This window comes from Desulfonatronum thiosulfatophilum (assembly GCF_900104215.1).
Classification (GTDB): domain Bacteria; phylum Desulfobacterota; class Desulfovibrionia; order Desulfovibrionales; family Desulfonatronaceae; genus Desulfonatronum; species Desulfonatronum thiosulfatophilum.
In genome coordinates this window covers 170191-191058 of the sequence record NZ_FMXO01000005.1, presented here as the reverse complement: position 1 = coordinate 191058, position 20868 = coordinate 170191, and the positions used below count along the sequence as shown (strand labels likewise).

The following is a 20868-nucleotide window of genomic DNA, read 5'->3' as shown; positions in this document are numbered from 1 at the left end:
AAAAGTCACGCGTGAAAGGGACGAACTCATTGCAAACCAGGGACATTTCTCCGCAGGCTTGATTATTTCTGTTGCTCCTGCCCTGTTGATTGTTTCGTTGTTGCCTTTTTTTGTGCCTCAGGCGGCGCATCGGCGTCCGGCTCAGAAGCAACGGCGAACAAAGAAAAACCCGGAGATTCCTTCAGGACGTCTCCGGGTTCGATCAAATCCATGATTTTTTTCAGGGATTTTGTTTCCTTGCGCAGCGGGTGCAATGCTTCGTCTTCCGCCGACAGCAGCAAGGGAGTCAGGTTGTCATGGCCTGGAAACGTCACGCCGTAAAAATCCCGGCATTCTCGCTCGTGCCATGCAGCTCCGTCGTAAATTTTGGAAATTGAAGGAAGCACCGCCGCTTCCTTTTCAACAAGGACGCGCAGAGCTATCCGGCCCGGCATTTCAAAATGATCAAAATGATAGACGCCGAGAAATCCTTCGGAAACCTCCACCATGGAAATGTCTTCCAGAAAATAATCCCGCTCAAGGAGTCTGGCCGCTGCCTTTTGTAAATCTTCCTGCGCCAAGTATGCCGCAAGCACTAACCCGGATTTTTCAGGGGAACATCGTTCCAGACGGAGCACGGGAATGTCACGCAACAATTCGGTGTCCATTTACTCCCTCCCCGATGTGCTTTCCATCGCCTTGCCCACGGGCATGGCTTCCGGCCACCAGCGTTTTCCGGTGATTTTCTCCTGAATCTTGAAAAGTCCCTCCAGCAACGCCTCGGGTCGAGGCGGACATCCGGGAACATAGATATCCACGGGAATGATCCGGTCCACGCCCTGGACAACGTTGTACTGCCCTTTGAAATTGAACGGTCCACCGGAAATGGAACAGTTGCCGAGAGCCATGACCCATTTTGGACTCGGCATCTGTTCATACAGCCGCACGACGGCGGGAGCCATTTTTTTCGTCACCGTGCCGGCGACGATCATCAAGTCCGACTGCCTGGGAGAAGGCCGGAATACTTCCGCACCGTAGCGGGCAATATCAAAACGCGCCATCCCCACGGCCATCATTTCTATGGCGCAACAAGCCAAACCGAAAGTCATGGGCCACAAGGACATGGACCTGCACAGGTCGACGATCTTTTCTACCGGAGCAAAATGGATCGGCGGCTGATCTTCAGCCAAGTCAGCATATTTTACACCGAAATCCGTCTCGGCCATGAGAACACTCCTTTGCGCCAAAAATAGATGACGGAAATCCCAAGAATGAAGAGGAATATCAAGAGCTTGATCAGCGGCAAAAAGCCTTCGCTATGCGGATAGTATATTGCCACCGGAAAAAGGTAGAGGATGTCGACTTCAAAGGCCAAAAAAATCAAGGCGTAAAAGTAGTAGTTGATGCCGAACCGGGTCCATGCGGTTCCCTGGGGAGGGATGCCGCATTCATACGGCATGTCGATGTCGCCGCCCTTGAAACGGGGAGCAATCAAACGGGAGGCCAGCAACGGCACAGAGGCAAACAGAACGCCGGCCAGCAGGAAAATGATCAAGGCCAAGTGAAACCAGCTGAACACCATAACGTTACCACCTTTTGCATTCTGGCCATTGATTGCATTGTCGTCGCTAGGCTGAAAAATGTCGAAGGAGCAACAATCCTTGGCCGGACAGTGGAGAGAGAAAAGTTGACCAACCAAAAAATACCGTTAAAAAATAAATAATTATATATATTTTTTACAGAAACTTATCCGCTGCCGGATAGTGTGTCAAGAGACTATTGATTTTTTCATCAACTATTACGCGTTATTTGACACAATATTAAACATGCTGCCTGTCGTAAAGTCGTTCTGGCCAGGATTTGATGGGAATATGGTTCATGTTGGAAAGCCTAGCCACTAGTCCGGGATTCGGATGCTGCTGCCGCGTGAACTCGCTTTCCGGAGGCGTAACTTTGCAAAATGGAGCGCGATTGGCCTGCAAGCATAAGCTGACAATCGTCGATGAAAGATCCCGACTCAGTCTGACAAGCGGTGTCCCAATAAGACAAGTCGGACCAGCTCCACCTGACTGTACGTTTACTGAGGAGGAATCGTGTGATTATGGGGAACGAGGAAAATGATTCAGCGTCTCGCCAAGAAGGCTGCTTTTTCAAAACATGTCCAGGCGAAGTACGCCGCGAGCGCGGTCGCCGCAACCCAGTACCATGCCCCGTAAAAGATCATTTCCTTCATGCCGATCAGGACAAGGAACAATCCAAGCAGGGCGAAGGCGGCGAAAATCGTTATCCGCAACTCCCATAACCAAGGTGAGGCGGGTGATCCATGGCGCCGGTGGAGTGAGAAGAGATGGGTGGAGGTAAATGCGCAGATCCACAGGCAGACGATCATGGCCCAGAGCACGTCCCCCGGATAGTGGGAACCGCTGAAAACCCTGCCTGCTCCGAGGCTCGCGCCCCACGCGACAGCCAGCACGAAGACAGGCCCTGCGAAGGAACGATACGCGGAATGAAGAAATATGAAAAAAACGGGCAGCAGGAACATCGCCGTGGTGGTGTGGCCGGAGGTGAAGCTGCCTTTGCTCAGCGCCTCCGGCAAATCATAGTGACCAAGCAGCCACATGGGCGAAAAGATGTGGTCGCCACGCAGCACGTCACCGGGGCGAACGCGCGCGAAAAAGGCCTTCAACCCCCGATTAACAACCAAGAAACAGAGCATGCAGCATAAATAATAGCCGGCCCAGAGTCTGATCTCCGCCCACCCCTGAGTCAATCGAGGTGCGAGAGAAACGATGTAGATCACCAAAACAGCAATAACGGCCACATACGTCACATCCTGAGCGCCCGGCGGTTCACCCTGAAACAGGGAGCGATCGGATACATCCGTCCACCAGGTTATCCAGGGGGAATCCCGAGCAACTTCCACGGCCCAGCCCACCGCGGCCAAATCCCCATGATACAGCGGAAAACTCAAGAGGATGCCTGCCAGCAGGCTGCCGACAAACCACGGAAACATCCGTGCCCGGTCGATCCATATCCAGAAGTTTTGGGAGGAGGAAGTCGTCTCGGACGGCATTTTCATAACCTTTCAGGAAGCCGCGTCCGAAAGAGCGGCGTTATTGCTTGCGGAAGGCCGAAAGTTCATCGGGCATAAAGTGCCAGACCAGCAGCGCGCCGGCTGAAAGACCAAAGAAGAAGTTCCCCAGCCAGGCGCCGAAAAAAGGAGACATGAAACCTCGCTCCCCCAACGAAACGCCAAGAACGAAAAGCACGTAGTACAAGAAAACAATGGACAGCCCCAGCGCGATGTTCAGGTATACGCTGTCGAACAAGGTGTACAAAGCCAGGGCGATAAAGGTCATGACCAGCAGGGAAAAGGCATAGGCCCACTTCATGTGCCATACCGTTCGCAACCGCTCAACATTTGAGCCGGTTCCTTCCAGGTACGAGATGATCCTGCCGAGTTCGAAAAGGGAGAGCGCCGAGGCTTCAAAACGGGTCTGCAGGATACTGAATGCGTCCAGATCCTGACTGATGTCCAGATAAAGCGACGTCTCCTGGTATACATCAAAGGTTATGGTTTCATAGACCCGTACGGACTGCAGTTCCCACTGCCGGCCCTGGACCTGAAACGTTTCAGCGGAGATAATGCGCTTCAGCGTGTTTCCCTCGCCGTAAACATAGACCGTAACATCCTTCCCCTGCCCCTGATCCGGATATGCGCTTTCCACATTGACCACATAGGGACCGTTCAAAAACCAGATGTTTCGCAATTCCACCACGCCGACAGCCTGCTTCTGAACCTGCTCCTGCCAGATCCGGTCCATGGTGCGTTGGCCGGCCACTCCCAGCCCCTGGGACAGAAACAACTGCAAGACACACCAAACCAGGCCGTATACGGCATAAAATCGGACCAAGGCGGCATAGGAAACCCCACCAGATTGGAGGGCCAACAGTTCCCTGTGACGCACCAGAAGGCCGATCTGGACGATGAGCGAAACAAGATAGGCCGCCGGCAGAATCTGGGACAGGATCAACGGCAGTTTGGCCAGAAAGAAGGTCGCCATAACGCCCACCCCGACTCCGGCCTGGACAAATACATCCAGGTTGTCCACGAGATCCTGCAGAAGGTAGATGCAGGCGCCGACGCCCAGGCACAGCCCTGATAAAAAAAGGTTCTGCACCAGCAGATATCGCTGCAGCGTGTTGAAACGGTACTGCAACGGTCGACGCAGATATTCGGCCAGGGACGGCGTCACGGGCATTGAAAGCTTGATGGAATTAATTGACATCTCAAAAAAATCAGTGACTCTTTTTCAAGAATTTGAACTGCAGGTGGGCGATCCATTCCCCAATGCGCAGCCCCCGCTCCCGGGCCGCAAACCAGATCCCGAAGCCGGCCATGGTCCCAAAAAGGATCATCTGCCCCCAAAGCGGCAAATACGCAGGCATCATCCCAAGTTCGCCGATCACGATGCCCAGGGAAAACATCCCGTAAAAAATAAAGAAGACTCCCATGATCAGGATCAAGGCATATTGACGCTTCAACCCCTCGAAAGCCTGGGCCAGCGGAATGGCCAGCATACCCAGAATGAGACATGCCGCGGGCACCACCCATCGTTTCTGGATTTCCACAGCCACCCGATTTGCAAACTCCTCTCCCCTGATGTCCGCGAGATTTGGCGTGGCCGACCAGCGCCGCAACTCATTCCAGGACATTTCCTTGGGGCGGGGCTCCCGCTGAGAAATGCCCGTTAAGAGCTGATCCAGGTCCAAACGGACCAGGTATGTCTGAAAGCTCAGTTCGGTGATTGCATTGCGTTGCAAGCGATAGATCCGACCGTTTTCCAAGGCGAAAAAAATACGCCCTGCCTGGGGTTCGGTGACCACATAGCCCACGGGAGCGACAATCACCGCGGTGATGTCCGCTCTGGTCTGGTCTTCGACAAAAACCTGATGCAACTGCTGGTTGCTGTCCACGTTCTTGGCGTAGATGGTCAACCCGGGAAAGTCCTTATGAAAAATACCGGGCTGCAGGACCATCTGGGTTTTGGAATGGACCAGTTCCAGTGCGATTCTCCGAAAATTGTCGAATCCCCAGGAAATCCCACCCAAACTGATGATCAAGGCCATGGCGAAAGCAATCGAGGAAAAGATGACCGGCGCGGGCAGGATCTGATACAGGCTCACGCCGCCGGCTTTGAGGGCAATAAGCTCCCGATCGTTGCTCATCCGCAGAAAAACGAGAAAGATGCTCAACAGGCAGGCCACCGGAATGAGCATGAACAGGAAGAAAGGACTCAAAAAAACAAACAGCCGGATGATGTCCAGGGTGGAAATCTGCTGATGCAGGAAAAGCTCCCGCAACTGCAGCAGCCTTCCGACAAGAAGCAGGGAAATCAGGGCTGACCACGTCAGGCCGAAGAGAAAGCAGATCTCCAGAAAAACGCGGCGCTGGAGCAGTGTCCATTGGGTGGGCAGCAAGGTGGAAAGCTTCAATTCGGCTCGCTCTCTACGGAATCACTGTCGACAAAAAGCCGCCGCAGGAATTGCCAATCCTGCGGTCCCAGATTGAAACGCGTTGCCGCTTCATCCAGAAGCATTGTCATTGACTTGGCGGATTCCCGACGCTCCGTGTCGATCCAAGAGACAGCCTGCTTGATCGGTTCGGTCATTTTTACATCGCTCATAATATCCTTCCGCGGGATTGCGATTAGCGCCGGTTTTCTCTCGGCTGGATCCCAGCAAGAGAGGGAACTTACATCAAGGCTTTCCCATTGACAACGGAAACGCCTGATGACTTCCGTACATGAGCCGCATCCGCGCCAGCGTCCGAAACCAGCCCTGACCGTCCACCTAGAAAACCGGCTCGGGAATTGTTTACCTTGCCTGGATGGTCTCTCTTTGCTATGCGCCATTTTCCATTTCGATTCATCCCGTGCATCACGCACCGTGGAGGTGCGGGCTTGGTGAACGGGTCATCACACACCTTTTCAAGGAGAAAAGATTTATGGGCAAGGGAAAACATTTCGGAGTTCTGGGGGCACTGGTCCTTTGCATGGTCCTTGCCGGACCTGCCTGGGCGCAAAAAACGCTGACCAACGGCATCGACTTCGGCTTTCCGCCCTTCGGTTTCGTAGACACCCAGGGCAACCCGGCTGGATTTGACGTGGAGTCCGTAAACTGGATTGCCGAGCAAATGGGCTTCACCGTACGTCACCAGCCCATGGACTGGGATGGAATCATCCCGGCTTTGAATGCCAACAAGATCGATTTCATCGCCTCGGGCATGAGCATCACGGAAGAACGCAAGAAGGTCGTCAATTTTACCATCCCTTATTACCAGGTCACCCAAGTCCTGGTGGTCAACGAGGGTGAAGAAACATCCTTTGACGACATGTTCACCACCGGCAAAAAGATCGGCGTCCAGCGCGGCACCAACACCCATACCCTGCTCATCGACATGGCCAAGGAGCCGGGAAAGAATTTCGATATCGTTGCCTATGATTCCACGGATTTGTCCATGCAGGATCTGCCCCTGGGCCGGATTCACGGTTCAGCCATGGACAGTTCCATTGCCCGTGAGATCAAGAAGGGACGGCCTTTCAAGGTGGCCGGAACCTTTGACGTGGAACCCGACTCCTATGGTTATGCCGTCCGCAAGGCCGACACGGAGCTGCTGAACACCCTGAACGAAGGCCTGGAAAAACTCATGGCCGATCCGTACTGGAGCGAATTGAAGAAAAAATGGGATCTTGAATAGACAGGTTCGAAGCGTGCCGGGCAATCCCGAACGCGTTGCTCATGTCATTCTCGGCATGCGGGGTAGGACGTTCATGGACGTCCTGCCCCGTCTCACGTGCTCTTCTCCGACAATTTATGATGCAGTCCGCATGAACTTCCATCAAACGCCGAACCCTATCCCTGAACCCGCCGCAAAATGGAATTATCCAAACATCTTCCCGTGATCTGGGAATCCCTCCCCTTCATTCTGGGCGGGATCACCTGGACATTGAGCCTGGTCTTCGGAGCCATGCTGCTAGGGCTGTGCCTGGGCATCCCCCTGGCCGTCGGCCACGTTTACGGCGGCAAGCTGACCCGGCGTCTTGTCGGAGTCTATGTGTGGCTGTTTCGCGGGATTCCCATTCTGGTCCAACTCTACCTTTTTTATTTCGGCATCATGTCCTATCTCAGCCAGCTCCCCGTGCTGGAGAATCTCCACCTGGACAGTGCTTTCCTTTCCGCCCTGCTCGTCCTCAGTCTGACCAGCGCGGCTTATCAGTCTCAAATTTTTCGTGGGGCCATCCAGGGGCTGCACGACGGGCAGCTCAAGGCGGCCCGGGCTCTGGGCATGACCGACGCCCAGGCCATCCGCTCCGTTATCCTCCCGCAGGCACTGCGGCTTTCCATACCCGCCTGGTCCAATGAATACTCCATCCTGCTCAAGGATTCCGCACTGGCTTTTGCCATCGGGGTCATGGAGATCATGTCCCGGACGCGATCCGTGGCCGCACTGACCCATGAACCTCTGCCCTTCGCCCTGGTTGCGGGCGTCCTGTTCTACCTGCTCACTCTTCTGGGGGTGCGGGCCTTGAAGGTGCTGGAAAACAAGGTGCGCATTCCGGGATATGCCCGTCAAGGATCGATATAATGTCCGAAAATCAACCCATTCTGCGCGTGGAAAACATCCGCAAAACTTTTGGAGATCAGCTTGTCCTGGATGACGTCTCCCTCACGGTGAACCGTGGCGAAGTAAAAATCTTGATCGGACCTTCGGGATCGGGCAAGAGTACGCTCCTGCAGTGCCTGAATTTCCTGAATACTCCGGATCAGGGTCGCATCTGGCTTGAGGGCAGGGAATTCAAAGCCGCCGGCCGGCATGATCTCTGCGCCTTTCGCCAGCAGGTCGGCATGATATTTCAGGACTTCAACCTCTTCGATCACCTGAATGCCCGTGAAAACGTTCGAATCGCTCTGATCAAGGTCAAGGGCCTGACCAAGGCCCAGGCCAACCACCGCGCCATGGAGGAACTGGCCCGGGTCGGCCTGGCGGACAAGGCGGACCTCTACCCGGCCCAGCTTTCCGGAGGGCAGAAGCAGCGTGTTTCCATGGCTCGCGCCCTGGCCATGGATCCCAAGGTGCTTCTCCTGGACGAGCCGACCAGCGCACTGGATCCGGAACTCATCGGCGAAGTTCTGGCCGTGATCCGCTTCCTGGCCTCAGCCGGGATGACCATGATCATGGCCACTCATCAGATCGCCTTTTCCGCGACCATGGCTCATGAATTCCTGTTTATGGAAAAAGGACGCATCGTGGAACGCGGCAGCCCGAAACATCTGCTGGCGGCGGACGCCACATCCCGAACCAAGGACTTCTGCGCCAAGATCAATGAACTCTCCGGCGACTTGGCGCCGACGGATAAAAGCTGCACCTGCCGAAGCAGCAACCTGGGCGTGTAATGAGCGATTATTGGCATTTTTTCCTGAACGACGTGGCTCCGGCCCTGAACCAGGGGCTCTGGGTCAGCGTCGCCGTAATCGTCCCATCGGCGCTGCTGGGACTGGCATTGGGCGTGTTGGTCGGCTCACTGCGGGTCTACGCCCCGACTCCGGTGCGGCTGCTCAACGAGGCCTACGTATCCATTTTTCGGGGAACACCGCTGGTGGTGCAATTGTTTTTTTGGTACTTCGCCCTGCCGCACCTCCAGATCGGGGACATGCGGATCGTGCTTTCGCCCATGTCCGCGGCAATCCTGGGATTCACCCTGTGCAGCGGGGCGTATCACTCCGAATATATTCGAGGAGCCCTGCTTTCCATCCGTCACGGCCAGATCAAGGCCGCGCAGGCCCTGGGCATGACTAAGATCCAGGTTGTACTCTGGGTCGTCCTGCCGCAGGCTCTTCGCCGCGCCTTGCCCGGATGCGGCAACGAGATCATCTACCTCATCAAGTATTCTTCGCTGGCCTCCATCATCACTCTCAATGAACTCACCGGCATCGGCCGCACCATTGCCAAGCAAACTTGGCGGAATATAGAGGTTTTCGTCGCCCTTGGGCTGTACTATCTGCTGCTGGTCACCCTGGCCACGCTGCTCTTGCAGTATGTCGAACGGAAAATGTCGATGCCGGGATTTGAACAACCCAGAGGATAAATCGTATTATGGGAGGTTTCGTGTCCGAAGATCCACTCCTCCGCCTGCCGCGACTCTATGCGGACATGGAGGACCAATACGCCGATATCGCCGCGCAAATCGGCCTGACCTGCGCCGAATGTCCGGATAACTGCTGCACAAGTTATTTTCAGCACCACACCCATGTGGAGTGGGCCTATCTCTGGTTGGGATTGGCTGCTTTGCCGAAGGAACAGTTGCGGGTCATCCGTTCGCGAGCCGAAGAATACGTGAATCAGGCCCGACAAATGCTGGCGGAACAGCGCGTTCCGGACATGATGTGCCCCCTCAATGAAGACGGTCGCTGCATTCTCTACGCCCATCGGCTGATGATTTGCCGGCTGCACGGCGTACCCAACGTCTTCACCCTGCCGAATGGGGTCACCAAGGATTTCTCCGGATGTTTCCGGGCCCAGAAACTGGACGCAACTCAACCGGATCGGCCGAAATTGGACCGGTCCGAGCTTTACCGTCGACTGGTGGAATTGGAGGTGGATTTTGTCCGAAGCATGCCCAAAAAGCCTGCCCGGGTGCGACTGACCCTGGCCGAGATGATCCACCAGGGACCGCCGATTTAAAGGAAGATTCAGAAGAGGAGTGTCGAGGCGGGGCGCGTTGAGCGCCCCGCGCGACTCCGGGGCCGAAACGACCTCAGGAGCCGCGTGGGCGTCCGTCAAGACTCAAGGCTGGCTCCGGAAACGGCTTGCACCACATCGCCCTTGGCGTTGTAGACCGGAGTTGTTTCCATGGCCACAAGTTTGGAAAGAATAGCGGGATCCTGTAAAACTTGACGTTGCAATCTGGCCTTGCGAATATTCTTCATTGCGTCGGCCTGGGAATTGCCCTCCCTTTGGTTGGGCTCGGCTTGTTGAATCTTCTGGGTTTCCATGACCACCGAAGTCACTGCTGGCATTTCCATTTGCGCCTCCTTGCTTCGTAGTTACACTATCATAACCTGTTTATTGCTCTATCGACGGATTCGCGGGTTTCTTTAGGCCAAACTGGAAATTCATTACCCCGAGGAGATTTCATGAAAATATCCATCGAAGAACGTCCCATTCGCACCCTGCAGGATTTTTACGACTTGATGGATCAGACGGCTGATGTTCGCCGCCAGGCGGTTCAGGACGTTCTGGCCGAAAAGGAGGCCGCGGAAAAGGACGTGGCTTCCCTGCGCATCGCTCTGGAGTGTTTGAAGAACATCCCCGGCTCAGGGACTGAAAAGCCTTTTGAGCGCTGTCTGCGCATGGATGCCGAAATGGAGGACCACGAAGTCGTTGTGGACCTGGACTACGAGATCTCCGAACTGGCACGGGACATCGGTTATCTGGAGCTGGGCGAGGCAGCCTTGAAATTCATCCTCGAGGGTCAAGCGCCGGGCCTGCTGCGGCAAGCGGAGGAGTTAGCCAAGAAATTGAGCCTCGGACTTTTCGGGGGAGGCCTTGCCAAGAGGCTTTCCGCGCCGCCGGTACGCTGTTTCATAACGGACCGCGACGGCACGGTGAACAACTATTGCGGACGGTACCGGTCGTCCACCCAATCCGTGTACAACGCCGTCTTCCTGACCTGCTTCGCCCGCAACCGCACCCAATATCCCATCGTGGTCACTTCCGGCCCCCTTGCCGGCCCCGGACTGACGGATGTCAGCGTGATGCCGCCCAGGACTTACGTCATGGCCGCATCCAAAGGTCGGGAATACATCGACCTGAACAATGCCTACAACAGTTTTCCGGCCCCTGAAGAGCAGTCGGAACTGCTTCGGAAGCTGCACCGGCAGCTTGAGGATCTGCTCAAACAATCCGAATACCGCAAATTCGGATTGATCGGCTCCGGGCTGCAGGTCAAATTCGGACAACTCACCGTGGCCCGCCAGGACATCTCGAAGTCCGTCCCTGAAGATGAATCCCGGAAGTTCCTGGAAACGATCAAAGGACTGATTGCGAAACACGATCCGGACGAACGCTCGCTTCGCATTGAAGATACGGGCCTGGACATCGAAATCATTCTGACCATCGGCTCCGGCGAGCAGCGCAAGGACTTCGACAAGGGCGACGGCGTGGATTATCTGGACCAAGCCCTGGGCCTGAACATGGCCGAAGGACCGCATCTTGTCTGCGGCGACACCTTTTCCGACCTGCCCATGCTCCGGGTGACCATGGAAAAATGCGGGGAGACCCAGGCCGTATTTGTGACCCGGAACAAGGATCTACACAAGGCCGTGCTGGAAATCTGCCCCGGAGCCCACATCGTGGCCGAGCCCGACGTTTTGGTACTGGCCCTGCGCATGCTTTCCTGAACCGAAGCTCCTTGAACTCGAAAAGCTTGAATCGGGAGTCAGGGGAGTCAAATCATGATCGAGATCATCCAGGCGGACATTACCACCCTGGATGTGGACGCCATCGTCAACGCCGCCAACAATTCCCTGCTGGGCGGTGGGGGCGTGGACGGGGCCATCCACCAGGCCGCCGGACCGGAACTGCTAGAAGCCTGCCGGGCCATCGGCGGCTGTCCGACCGGAGAGGCCAGAATCACCCCCGGCTTCCGCCTGGCGGCCCGCTACGTGATCCATACCGTCGGCCCGATCTGGAGCGGCGGCCGGAACCGGGAAGCGGAACTGCTGACCTCTTGCTACAAAAACAGCTTCCGCCTGGGCCTGGAATACAAGTTGCGCTCCATTGCCTTTCCTTCCATCAGCACCGGTGTTTACGGATTTCCCAAGGATGCCGCCGCGGCTCTTGCCCTGAAAGTCATGGATGAGTACGAGGCATCCTTCAACCGCGTCATCGCCTGCTGCTACAGCCAAGCCGACGCGGGCCGCTACATCGCCCTGCGCAGCCAGGGCGATTGATGATCCTCGAACCGAATCAGCACGCATCTCAAGGAGTTCAAATTATGGCCCTGAACAAGGAACTGCTCCAGATCCTGGCCTGCCCCAAATGCAAATCGGAACTTGTCCTCACCCCTGCAGAAGACGGACTGATCTGCCACCCTTGCAAGGCGGTCTACCCAGTTAAAGACGAAATCCCGATCATGCTCATCGAGGAAGCCGTCCCCCTGGCGGAATGGGAACAAGGCGTTCGTGAACGAGGAAGGCCTGCGAACAAAGCTGAACACATTCACGGCGCCCCCCCTGGCACTTGACGAGAACCATCATATACATGGAGAAAACCGTGAGCATGCACCCCTTTTGGGTCGGATTCGGCGATATCCACGAACAGCCCGGCAACATCCGCCTGATCCCGGAACTGGCTGACGCCGCGGGGGTAATTGTCAGCGGTGACCTGACCAACCGGGGTCGCTCCGAAGCGGCGCACCGGGTTCTGAACCAGATCCTGTCGATCAATCCGAAAATCTACGCCCAGATCGGCAACATGGACTATCCCGAGGTGGAGCACGTGCTGGAAACCCAAGGCATGAACATTCACGCCCGGGGGCTGAACCTGGGGGACGGCGTGGGCTTGATGGGCGTTGGATATTCCACCCCTACTCCCTTCGGCACACCAGCGGAGGTTTCCGACGAGCAGCTGGCCCAGTGGCTGGAACAGGCCCATGCCCCGGTCAGGAACCTGCCCCATCTGCTGCTTGTGGCGCACACGCCGCCTTTCGACACCGCGGCGGACAAGGTCAACGGCACTCTTTCGGTGGGCAGCCATGCGGTCCGGACGTTCATCGAGAAGGTCCAGCCCGAAGTCTGCCTGACCGGACACATTCACGAGTCTCAGGCCGAGACCCGGCTCGGTAAGACCTTAGTGATCAACCCCGGCCCCCTGTCCGGCGGCGGCTATGCGCTGATCCGGCTCACGGACCAGGGCCTTCGGGCCCAGTTGCGAAACATCGACCAAGTCACTTCCTGATTCGCCCATGATTCTCTATTCATGGAACGTCAACGGCTTTCGGGCCGTGTTGAACAAGGGATACTGGGAATGGTTCCGGCAGGTGGACGCCGATGTGGTCGGATTGCAGGAGGTCAAGATCCAGCAGGACCAATTGGCCGAAGAGAGTTGCAAGGCTCCGGGGTATCAGGACTACTGGAACTGCTGCCAGGTCAAAAAGGGATATTCCGGAGTGGCCTGCTACACCAGAAATCACCCCTTAAGCGTGGCCCTGGACTTGCCTCTTGCCCCATTTCAGGATGAAGGCCGGGTCATTCAACTCGAGTTTCCAAAATTCTACTACTTCAACGTCTATTTCCCCAACGGCCAGATGAGCCAGGCTCGTCTGGACTACAAGCTGGGATTCTACGACGCTTTTCTGACCTACGCCCAGAATCTGCGCCAAACCAAACCCATTGTGGTCTGCGGTGACTTTAACACTGCGCACAAGGAAATCGACCTGAAAAACCCCCAGGCCAATGCCGCCACCTCCGGATTTCTGCCCATCGAGCGGGCCTGGATGGATAAGTTCATCGACTCCGGCTACGTGGATACGTTTCGGATGTTCAACGACCAGCCGGGACAATACACTTGGTGGACCTACCGTTTCGGCGCCCGAAGCCGCAACGCGGGCTGGCGCATCGACTACTTCTTCGTCTCCCGAGAGCTCGTTCCCGCCGTCCGCCGGGCCTGGATCGAACCGGAAGTCATGGGTTCGGACCACTGCCCGGTGGGGCTGGAACTGGAAGTGGAACGCCCATGACTTAGCATTCAGCCGCACGGAAAACAGACCTGGAAAGGGCCGGAGAGTATCGGCCTTGCTCAGGCACGGGGCGACCATGACTCGACCGGCGGATCTTCTGGCGATCGCTCTTTCTCCCTTCAGGTTTCAGCCCTCAGCCCTCTCGACAAACGCCGATCATCACCATGAACGCCGGGGTCATGCAGCAGGATCGGGAGGTGCTTCGAGACCGGATGGATGACTATGTGACCAAACCGGGGATACGAACCGTCTTGGACGGCAATCGTCCTCCGGTCCTTGACAGAACAATACTGATATCCATAATAGGCTCCTTTTCCCATTTCATCTTCAGGAGTTTCTCATGCAAGTCGAAAAGACAAAGAAAAATGGCGTTGCCAACGCCTTTACCTTTCAGCCGGTTGTGGAAAAATGTGAAGGCTGTGAACGGATCAAGGAAGACGATGGCCTTCGCCACTGCACCAGCTATGCCGATCCCGCGTCCAAATGGTCCCTGGGCGTCTGCAACTTTGCCACCCATGTCAAAGCCAGCGTGGACAAGCAGGGCAAGATCAAGGTCAACCCCTTGAAGGCTTCCAAGCGCGCGGCTCGAGGACGTTAGTTCCGGAAACCGGCATGCTTGATTTTCTGGATGCGCATATCCGCGCACAGCGTGAGCGGGTGATCACCCTTCAGCGTGATCTCGTGGCCATCCCGGCCCTGGGCCCGACCAACGGCGGCCAGGGGGAAAAGGAGAAAGCCGAATATCTGCTTCGGCTTCTTCATTCCATGGGCATTGACCAGGTCGAAGAAATCCCGGCGCCGGACAACGATGTGGACTGCGGGTTCCGGCCCAATGTGGCCGCCGTTGTTCCGGGCCGGGATGCTTCCCGCACCTTCTGGGTCATTTCCCACACCGACATCGTGCCTCCCGGCGACCTTGAATTATGGACCTCTCCGCCCTACGAACTCCGGGTTGACGGGGATCTGATCCATGGCCGCGGCGTGGAGGACAACCACCAGGGCATCGTGGCCTCGCTCCTGGTGGCTGAGGCGCTGATCGCCGCCGGCGAGCCGCCGGCCATCAACTTCGGCATGCTCTTCGTGGCTGACGAAGAAACGGCCAGCAGCAAGGGATTGGATTACATCCTGAACCATCGCCGGGATTTGTTCGGCCCCAGGGATCTGATCCTGATTCCCGACTTCGGCTCCGCCAGCGGCGAACTTGTGGAAGTGGCCGAAAAGAGCCTTTTCTGGGTCAAGTTTTCCGTCTACGGGAAACAGTGTCATGCCTCCACGCCCCAGAAAGGGGTGAACACTCTTGTCGCAGCATCGGATCTGATCATGCGCCTGCGCTCCCTGTACACACGTTTCGGCGCCCAGGACCCGCTTTTCTTTCCACCCGGCTCAACCTTCGAAGCAACCAAGAAGGAAGCCAACGTTCCGAACATCAACACCATTCCCGGGCTTGACGTATTCTATCTCGATTGCCGGGTGCTGGTGCAGTACAGTCTGGATGAAATCGGGACCGCCCTGGATGAAATCTGCGCCGAGGTCGTCCAGGATCATGGAGTGCGCGTGGAATGGGACGTGGTCCAGGAAGTCCGCGCCGCCCCGGCGACACCTGTGGAAAGCCCCATCGTCCGGCGTATGCTCGCGGCCATCCGGGCCGTGCATGACAACAATCCGAGCCCCATGGGCATCGGCGGCGGCACCGTGGCCTCATTCCTGCGCCGCCTGGGCATTCCCACCGTGGTCTGGTCCACCCTGCTGGGCACGGCCCACCAGCCAAACGAGCATTCTTCCATCAAGAACACCCTGGCCGATGCCCAGGTCATGGCCCGGGTTTTGTGCATGGAGGACGAGCAATAGGCGCAAGATGACGGGCAATATGACCGTCTCATGCCGCGACATCTTTGAGCGAATCACCAGATTCGCCGATCTTCGTTCGTTTTCCAGCTGCACCTGCCGCCCCGCCCTGCCTTCCAAACCGCAAACCGGAATCCTGATTCACCTCAAGCCACTGACCTCCACAACCGTCGGTCCTTTCAATCCATGACCCATATTTTTTCGACCGGAACCCCTTCCACGCTCAAACCGCTGGAGCCGGAACGGTTCGACGTCATTGTCGTCGGAGCGGGTCATGCCGGTTGCGAAGCGGCCATGGCCGCGGCAAGGCTGGGCTTGACCACCCTGCTGCTGACCATCAACGTCGACCGCATCGGACACCTTTCCTGCAACCCGGCCATCGGCGGGCTGGCCAAAGGGCACATGGTCAAGGAAATCGACGCCCTGGGCGGCTGCATGGGCGTCTGGGCCGATCAGGCCGGGATTCAGTTCCGCACCCTGAACACCCGCAAAGGGCCGGCGGTCCGGGCCACCCGTGCGCAGATCGACCGAGAGACGTACATGCGCGTGGTGCAGCGCGACATCTTTGCCCAGCCCAATCTGTGGGTTCGCGAGGAGATGGTGGAAGGAATTCTGGAGAAGAACGGACGTATTGCCGGGGTGCGCACCAGGCTCGGTGAGACCCTGCTCTCCCGGGCTGTCTTGCTGACCACGGGCACTTTTTTGCGCGGGCTGATCCATATCGGCCTGGACCACTTTAACGGCGGCCGGCTCGGCGATCCCCCGGCAGCCTCCCTGTCCGCCGGCCTGGAACGAATCGGCCTTGAATTGGGACGTTTGAAGACAGGTACGGTTCCACGCCTGCGTCGGGACAGCATCAATTATCAAGTCATGAGCCCGCAACCCGGAGACGATCCGCCTCATCCATTCAGCTTCCATTCGCCGGGCATCCGTCTGCCCCAGGTACCCTGCCACCTGACCTACACCAATGCCGCAACCCATGACGCCATCCGTTCCGGCCTGGACCGCTCTCCGCTGTACACCGGGGTCATTCAGGGCACGGGCGCCCGCTATTGCCCGTCGATCGAGGACAAGATCGCCCGATTTCCGGACAAGGAGCGCCACCAGGTCTTCGTGGAGCCGGAGGGCGTGAACCATCCCGAAGTCTATCCCAACGGCCTGCCCACGAGCCTGCCCCTGGAAATTCAGCTCAAAATGCTGCGCACCATCCCGGGCTTGGAACAGGCGCAGATCGTCCGGCCGGGATATGCCATCGAATATGATTTCGTCTTTCCGGAACAGCTTCTGCCGACCCTGGAAACCAAGGTCATGCCCGGCCTCTTTCTGGCCGGCCAGATCAACGGAACCTCCGGATACGAGGAAGCCGCGGCTCAGGGGCTTTGGGCCGCCCTGAACATCGTCGCGTCGCTGCGGGAAAGCGCGCCCTTTCTCCCGGGGCGCAATCAGGCCTACATGGCCGTCCTGGTGGACGACCTGGTCACCAAGGGCACCCGCGAACCTTACCGAATGTTCACTTCCCGGGCAGAACACCGCCTGCTCCTGCGCGAAGGCAATGCCGACCAGCGCCTCACGCCCCTGGGCCGCGCCCTCGGGCTTGTCCAGGATGATCACTGGCACATCTTCAACCGCAAGCAGGAAACTCTCCATTCACTGCTGGGAGGCCTGCGCACCAGGTCCATCCGACCCGACGCCGCCACCAGGGAATTCTGCGAGGCGCTTCAGACCGCCGTGCCCGGCAAGGCCCTCACCCTGGAGGAGATGCTCCGCCGCCCGGAACTGCAATTGCGGGATCTGGCTTTTTTCTGGTCGGAACTGGGCCATCTTGCGGAAGAAATCGCCGAGGAGGCTGAAAACCGCGTCAAGTATGCCGGTTACCTTGCCAGGCAGGAGGAAATGGCCGGCAAGGACCTGGCCCTGGAACGCATTCATTTGCCCAATGGTCTGGATTTCGAACAAGTGGCTGGACTTTCTCGGGAAGTTCGTGAAAAATTGAATCGTGTCAAGCCGATAAACCTCGGACAGGCGGGACGCATCTCCGGAGTGACGCCCGCTGCCGTGAGCTGCCTGCGCATTCACCTCCGGAAACTGGAGAAAACATCTTCTCTATCAACTCCAAAACCGCCCCTCTCCAGAGAACGATCCTGAATCTGAATCTGGTGCAAACACTGGGTCGCTGGGCAATTGATCGTTCCCAGAGCTACACCCGGATGTTTCATATCTTCGTCCAGACCGCCTCCGCCGCGGCCCGGCTCACGTTTCTCAATTCCGCGGTCTTCTTCGTTCTGATCCGGCAGATCTATTTTACCGCCGTCCAGCCTTTGACTCTCATTTTTATCACCGCGCTGATTATTGGGTCGGTCACCGTGCACATTCTGCTCGGCATCCTGATCAGCCTTGGCGCTTACGAGCAGATCGGCGAGTATCTGATACGGGCCATGCTTCATGAAATCGCACCGATCACCTGCACTCTGATCATCGTGCTTCGCTCGGGAACCGCCACCTTGACCGAAGTGGCCCTGATGAAAATCAACAAGGAGATCAACACGCTGCATTCCCTGCGCATTCCCGTGGCCGAATACGTCTTTCTTCCGCGCCTGCTGGCGTTCCTGATCGCCGGACCATGCCTGAGCCTGTGTTTTTGCGTCATCGCGCTGTTTGGCGGATTCTTCACCTTGGGATTCATGCACGATATCAACTTCGCCAACTATCTCACCCGCTTGCTGTTAGCCGTGGAAGTTAGCGACGTGGCGATTCTCCTCGGCAAGTCGGTGATCATGACCGGCCTGGTCTGTCTCGTGGCGCTGCAACGCGGAATGAGCGTTGAGCGTTCATTCACGGAAGTGCCCATCAGGCTGATCCAGGGCATGATCCAGATCATTACCTTGATCATTACCGTGGAAGTCATATTTAACGTATTCTGAGTCGCAGCAGGAAATCCGTCTCAATGCCCATGGATATACAACCGGTTTTCATTTCCACTCTGACCGAGCAGAGAAAAAATCTCTTGTTGGTCTCCGACGACGAGAGTAATTTTTCCCGTTTGTCGTCGATGATCATTCAGTCATCCCACCCCATCGGGATTCTTGGAGATGAGTACCCGTTGCTGCTCAACCTCACGGCTTTGGAAAACGTCGCCCTCGGGTGCATGTACCACAACCAGATGTCTTTGGAGGACTGCCATGACAAAATCCAGTCCCTGATCGACAGGTTGAAGATGACGGGAAGTCTGGACCAGCGCACGCAGTTTATGAGCCGGGCGCATCTCTTGAAGATTCAGTTGCTGCGTTGCATTGCCAACGAGTCCATATTTGTTTTTATGCCCTCGGCCAGCCGCTCGGATTGCGACATTCTGGACAGGGCGGTGGCGAACTTGGATATCGACGTTTTTCTCTGGGTCGCCATCTTGTCAAACGATCTGGATGCCTATACTTCTCTGGAGTATGACGTCATTGACCTTCATACACTGCAATGAGCCTGAATCAGCGTACCCTTGAAATCAAGGTGGGATTTTTCCTGCTGGTCGTTCTCGTGAGCGCCGTTCTCCTGATCGCCTATATCGGAGTCAGGAAGGATCTGTTCGCCGAACGGATCAGCTATACGGTGATCAGCAGAACTGGAGAACGCATCGAACCTGGCATGCCCGTCAGGCTTTTTGGCTTCAATATCGGCCAGGTCACGAATCTGACTCTGGATCACCAAGGCCGGGTCCTAATCGATATTCGCGTCTTAAGGCGCTACCAGCGCTGGTTCACTGAAGACTCCCGAATCATTCTTGAACAGGAAGGAATTATCGGCAGCAGTTTTCTGAAGTTGCAACCCGGAGCCGAGGACGCCCCGATCCTTGAAGAAGGAGCCGTCATCCCCCTGGATGAGATCGGCGGAATCAACGAATTGATTCAGGAAATGCAGCCCGTTATTGAAGCGCTGCGGGCCATAGTCATTAATATTTGGGACTTGACGGATTACCTTGTGGACGATGAAGGACCTGTCCGCGGAATCCTGGCCAACGCAGAGACCATGACGGAGCGCCTGCTCGCTGAACATGGCCTGATCTATTATTTGACCGAAGATCCGCAGCCCATCGAACATATTGATTCGATTCTGAGCCGCTCGGATGCCGCGATGCAAAACGTAAATCAGCTTCTGGAAAGCGTGACGCACCGGGTGGACGATTTGACGCCGATCCAGGAGGAAATTGCCGAAGTGATCCGCGATGTGAACGCCCTGATCGTGGAATTTCAGGGCATCCGGGAAGATCTTACACCGATCCTGCACAACGTGACGCAAATTACCGAGGACGTTAAAGATGTCTCCCATGACCTGATCAGCCTGCGGCGACAAGGCGAGTACACCTTGCGGCTCGGAACGGATCTGCTGCAGCGGCTTCGGGAGACATGGCCCCTTTCGCGAAGGGAGGCGCCCGATCCGGAGACAACGTATCCCTGGCCCTGAAGCCTGAGAATGTTTTTTTTCATCCTGAACATCCTCGTTCACGAGTTTTACCAATGCACCGACCCATCGTTGTCCGCATCCTGCGCACCATGCTTTTGCTGATTCTCGGCATGCCGCTCCTGGCATGCGGCCCCTCCGGTCCGCGGTCCGTGTATCCGCCGCCGGACATCCTGCGCATGGCCGACGATCAGCGCCACGAGTTCATCCAACTTTTCCTTCAGGGCCGTTGGTGCGAGGCCCAAAGCATGTTCGAGCGCAGCCGGGAAAGCTATCTTATGCAGGACGATTTTTGCGCCGCGGCCCAGAACGAATTGATTGCATGGAAGCTGAAACAATACCTGGACATCACCGCCGGTGAACATCTGCATGCGGCCCGGGAACTGGTGCATACCGGTCTGGAATGCCCCGAACTGCATCTTCCCGGGGACTGGCTTGAACCGCAGCCGCCGGCCTTTTCAGCCAGGGATGAAAACTACAGGCAATTGATGGTCCAACGAAATTTTTCCGCTCTCGCAAATCAGTTGCGCAACGAACCGGATCCTCTGTACGCATCGGTCTATGGCCGCAAGGCCGCCCTGACCGCCCTGGTGGATTTAAATATGGAACAGGCCCGCTCCCTGATCATGCAGACCCGGGACCTGGACGCGAGGCAAGGATGGATTGTTTTCTTGATCGAGGATTGGAATATCATTCACTCCCTGAATCTTCCGCACCAGAATCAGCAGGAAATCCTGCACCGCATTGAACGGTTGCAGAATCTTATCCAGCCATGCCGTTTCTAGTGGAGTCC

The 20868-nt window shown here is 56.7% G+C and carries 25 protein-coding genes; 17 read left to right on the top strand and 8 right to left on the bottom strand.

What is annotated here, in order from left to right; genetic code table 11:
• Nucleotides 1–62 precede the first annotated feature (62 nt).
• The 7 genes from BLP93_RS05810 to BLP93_RS05780 form a co-directional block, all read right to left on the bottom strand.
• The gene (locus tag BLP93_RS05810) at nt 63–647 is read right to left on the bottom strand and encodes an NADH-quinone oxidoreductase subunit C (protein WP_092118434.1); all 585 of its coding nucleotides are present in this window, start codon (nt 645–647) and stop codon (nt 63–65) included.
• The gene (locus BLP93_RS05805; protein ID WP_092118431.1) at nt 648–1205 is read right to left on the bottom strand and encodes an NADH-quinone oxidoreductase subunit B; all 558 of its coding nucleotides are present in this window, start codon (nt 1203–1205) and stop codon (nt 648–650) included.
• Complete coding sequence (locus BLP93_RS05800) at nt 1181–1561, bottom strand: NADH-quinone oxidoreductase subunit A (RefSeq protein ID WP_092118429.1); 381 nt, start codon at nt 1559–1561, stop codon at nt 1181–1183. The genes BLP93_RS05805 and BLP93_RS05800 overlap by 25 nt, the downstream gene beginning before the upstream one ends.
• Before the next feature lie 540 nt (nt 1562–2101).
• Nucleotides 2102–3052, bottom strand: coding sequence for a phosphatase PAP2 family protein (locus BLP93_RS05795; protein WP_161946204.1), 951 nt, complete (start codon nt 3050–3052; stop codon nt 2102–2104).
• Between the two features lie 40 nt (nt 3053–3092).
• Entirely contained in the window at nt 3093–4268 is a 1176-nt protein-coding gene (locus BLP93_RS05790; RefSeq protein WP_092118423.1) for an LptF/LptG family permease, read from the bottom strand.
• A 10-nt stretch (nt 4269–4278) separates the two neighbouring features.
• The gene (locus tag BLP93_RS05785; RefSeq protein WP_092118420.1) at nt 4279–5475 is read right to left on the bottom strand and encodes an LptF/LptG family permease; all 1197 of its coding nucleotides are present in this window, start codon (nt 5473–5475) and stop codon (nt 4279–4281) included.
• Entirely contained in the window at nt 5472–5666 is a 195-nt protein-coding gene (locus tag BLP93_RS05780; RefSeq protein ID WP_092118417.1) for a hypothetical protein, read from the bottom strand. The genes BLP93_RS05785 and BLP93_RS05780 overlap by 4 nt, the downstream gene beginning before the upstream one ends.
• A gap of 320 nt (nt 5667–5986) precedes the next feature.
• Here BLP93_RS05780 and BLP93_RS05775 point away from each other — a divergent pair, with 320 nt between their 5' ends.
• The 5 genes from BLP93_RS05775 to BLP93_RS05755 all read left to right on the top strand — a co-directional run bounded on the left by BLP93_RS05775 (nt 5987) and on the right by BLP93_RS05755 (nt 9724).
• The gene (locus BLP93_RS05775; RefSeq protein WP_092118414.1) at nt 5987–6739 is read left to right on the top strand and encodes an ABC transporter substrate-binding protein; all 753 of its coding nucleotides are present in this window, start codon (nt 5987–5989) and stop codon (nt 6737–6739) included.
• A 177-nt stretch (nt 6740–6916) separates the two neighbouring features.
• Entirely contained in the window at nt 6917–7627 is a 711-nt protein-coding gene (locus tag BLP93_RS05770; RefSeq protein ID WP_092118411.1) for an amino acid ABC transporter permease, read from the top strand.
• Nucleotides 7627–8436: an amino acid ABC transporter ATP-binding protein gene (locus BLP93_RS05765; protein ID WP_092118408.1), complete on the top strand. Its 810-nt coding sequence runs from the start codon at nt 7627–7629 to the stop codon at nt 8434–8436. The genes BLP93_RS05770 and BLP93_RS05765 overlap by 1 nt, the downstream gene beginning before the upstream one ends.
• Entirely contained in the window at nt 8436–9128 is a 693-nt protein-coding gene (locus tag BLP93_RS05760) for an amino acid ABC transporter permease (RefSeq protein ID WP_092118406.1), read from the top strand. Before BLP93_RS05765 ends, BLP93_RS05760 begins: the two co-directional genes overlap by 1 nt.
• Nucleotides 9129–9148: 20 nt before the next feature.
• A complete protein-coding gene (locus BLP93_RS05755; RefSeq protein WP_244148654.1) occupies nt 9149–9724 on the top strand; it encodes a hypothetical protein in 576 nt (191 codons plus the stop codon).
• 95 nt (nt 9725–9819) lie between these two features.
• On the opposite strand, the gene BLP93_RS05750 is transcribed toward BLP93_RS05755, so the two are convergent.
• Nucleotides 9820–10065: a hypothetical protein gene (locus BLP93_RS05750; RefSeq protein WP_244148653.1), complete on the bottom strand. Its 246-nt coding sequence runs from the start codon at nt 10063–10065 to the stop codon at nt 9820–9822.
• 111 nt (nt 10066–10176) lie between these two features.
• Between BLP93_RS05750 and BLP93_RS05745 the strand changes: the two genes are divergently transcribed.
• The 12 genes from BLP93_RS05745 to BLP93_RS05685 all read left to right on the top strand — a co-directional run bounded on the left by BLP93_RS05745 (nt 10177) and on the right by BLP93_RS05685 (nt 20860).
• Entirely contained in the window at nt 10177–11442 is a 1266-nt protein-coding gene (locus BLP93_RS05745) for a hypothetical protein (RefSeq protein WP_092118400.1), read from the top strand.
• 54 nt (nt 11443–11496) lie between these two features.
• Nucleotides 11497–11994: an O-acetyl-ADP-ribose deacetylase gene (locus BLP93_RS05740; RefSeq protein WP_092118397.1), complete on the top strand. Its 498-nt coding sequence runs from the start codon at nt 11497–11499 to the stop codon at nt 11992–11994.
• Between the two features lie 44 nt (nt 11995–12038).
• Nucleotides 12039–12287: a Trm112 family protein gene (locus tag BLP93_RS05735; RefSeq protein ID WP_092118394.1), complete on the top strand. Its 249-nt coding sequence runs from the start codon at nt 12039–12041 to the stop codon at nt 12285–12287.
• Nucleotides 12288–12322: 35 nt separating this feature from the next.
• Nucleotides 12323–13000 carry a metallophosphoesterase family protein gene (locus tag BLP93_RS05730; protein ID WP_341844734.1) on the top strand — a complete coding sequence of 226 codons (678 nt, stop codon included), beginning with the start codon at nt 12323–12325 and terminating at the stop codon, nt 12998–13000.
• Between the two features lie 7 nt (nt 13001–13007).
• On the top strand, nt 13008–13781 hold the full coding sequence (locus BLP93_RS05725) for an exodeoxyribonuclease III (RefSeq protein WP_092118388.1): 774 nt from the start codon (nt 13008–13010) through the stop codon (nt 13779–13781).
• 340 nt (nt 13782–14121) lie between these two features.
• A complete protein-coding gene (locus BLP93_RS05720; protein WP_092118385.1) occupies nt 14122–14379 on the top strand; it encodes a PxxKW family cysteine-rich protein in 258 nt (85 codons plus the stop codon).
• A 14-nt stretch (nt 14380–14393) separates the two neighbouring features.
• Nucleotides 14394–15629: a M20 family metallo-hydrolase gene (locus BLP93_RS05715; protein ID WP_092118382.1), complete on the top strand. Its 1236-nt coding sequence runs from the start codon at nt 14394–14396 to the stop codon at nt 15627–15629.
• Between the two features lie 183 nt (nt 15630–15812).
• The gene (gene mnmG / locus BLP93_RS05705; protein WP_092118376.1) at nt 15813–17771 is read left to right on the top strand and encodes a tRNA uridine-5-carboxymethylaminomethyl(34) synthesis enzyme MnmG; all 1959 of its coding nucleotides are present in this window, start codon (nt 15813–15815) and stop codon (nt 17769–17771) included.
• A gap of 11 nt (nt 17772–17782) precedes the next feature.
• A complete protein-coding gene (locus BLP93_RS05700; protein ID WP_139162933.1) occupies nt 17783–18547 on the top strand; it encodes an ABC transporter permease in 765 nt (254 codons plus the stop codon).
• A 23-nt stretch (nt 18548–18570) separates the two neighbouring features.
• The gene (locus tag BLP93_RS05695) at nt 18571–19098 is read left to right on the top strand and encodes a P-loop NTPase family protein (protein WP_092118370.1); all 528 of its coding nucleotides are present in this window, start codon (nt 18571–18573) and stop codon (nt 19096–19098) included.
• Nucleotides 19095–20078, top strand: a complete 984-nt coding sequence (locus BLP93_RS05690) for an MlaD family protein (protein ID WP_092118367.1) — start codon at nt 19095–19097, stop codon at nt 20076–20078. The genes BLP93_RS05695 and BLP93_RS05690 overlap by 4 nt, the downstream gene beginning before the upstream one ends.
• Before the next feature lie 53 nt (nt 20079–20131).
• Nucleotides 20132–20860, top strand: a complete 729-nt coding sequence (locus BLP93_RS05685; protein WP_092118365.1) for a hypothetical protein — start codon at nt 20132–20134, stop codon at nt 20858–20860.
• Nucleotides 20861–20868 lie beyond the last annotated feature (8 nt).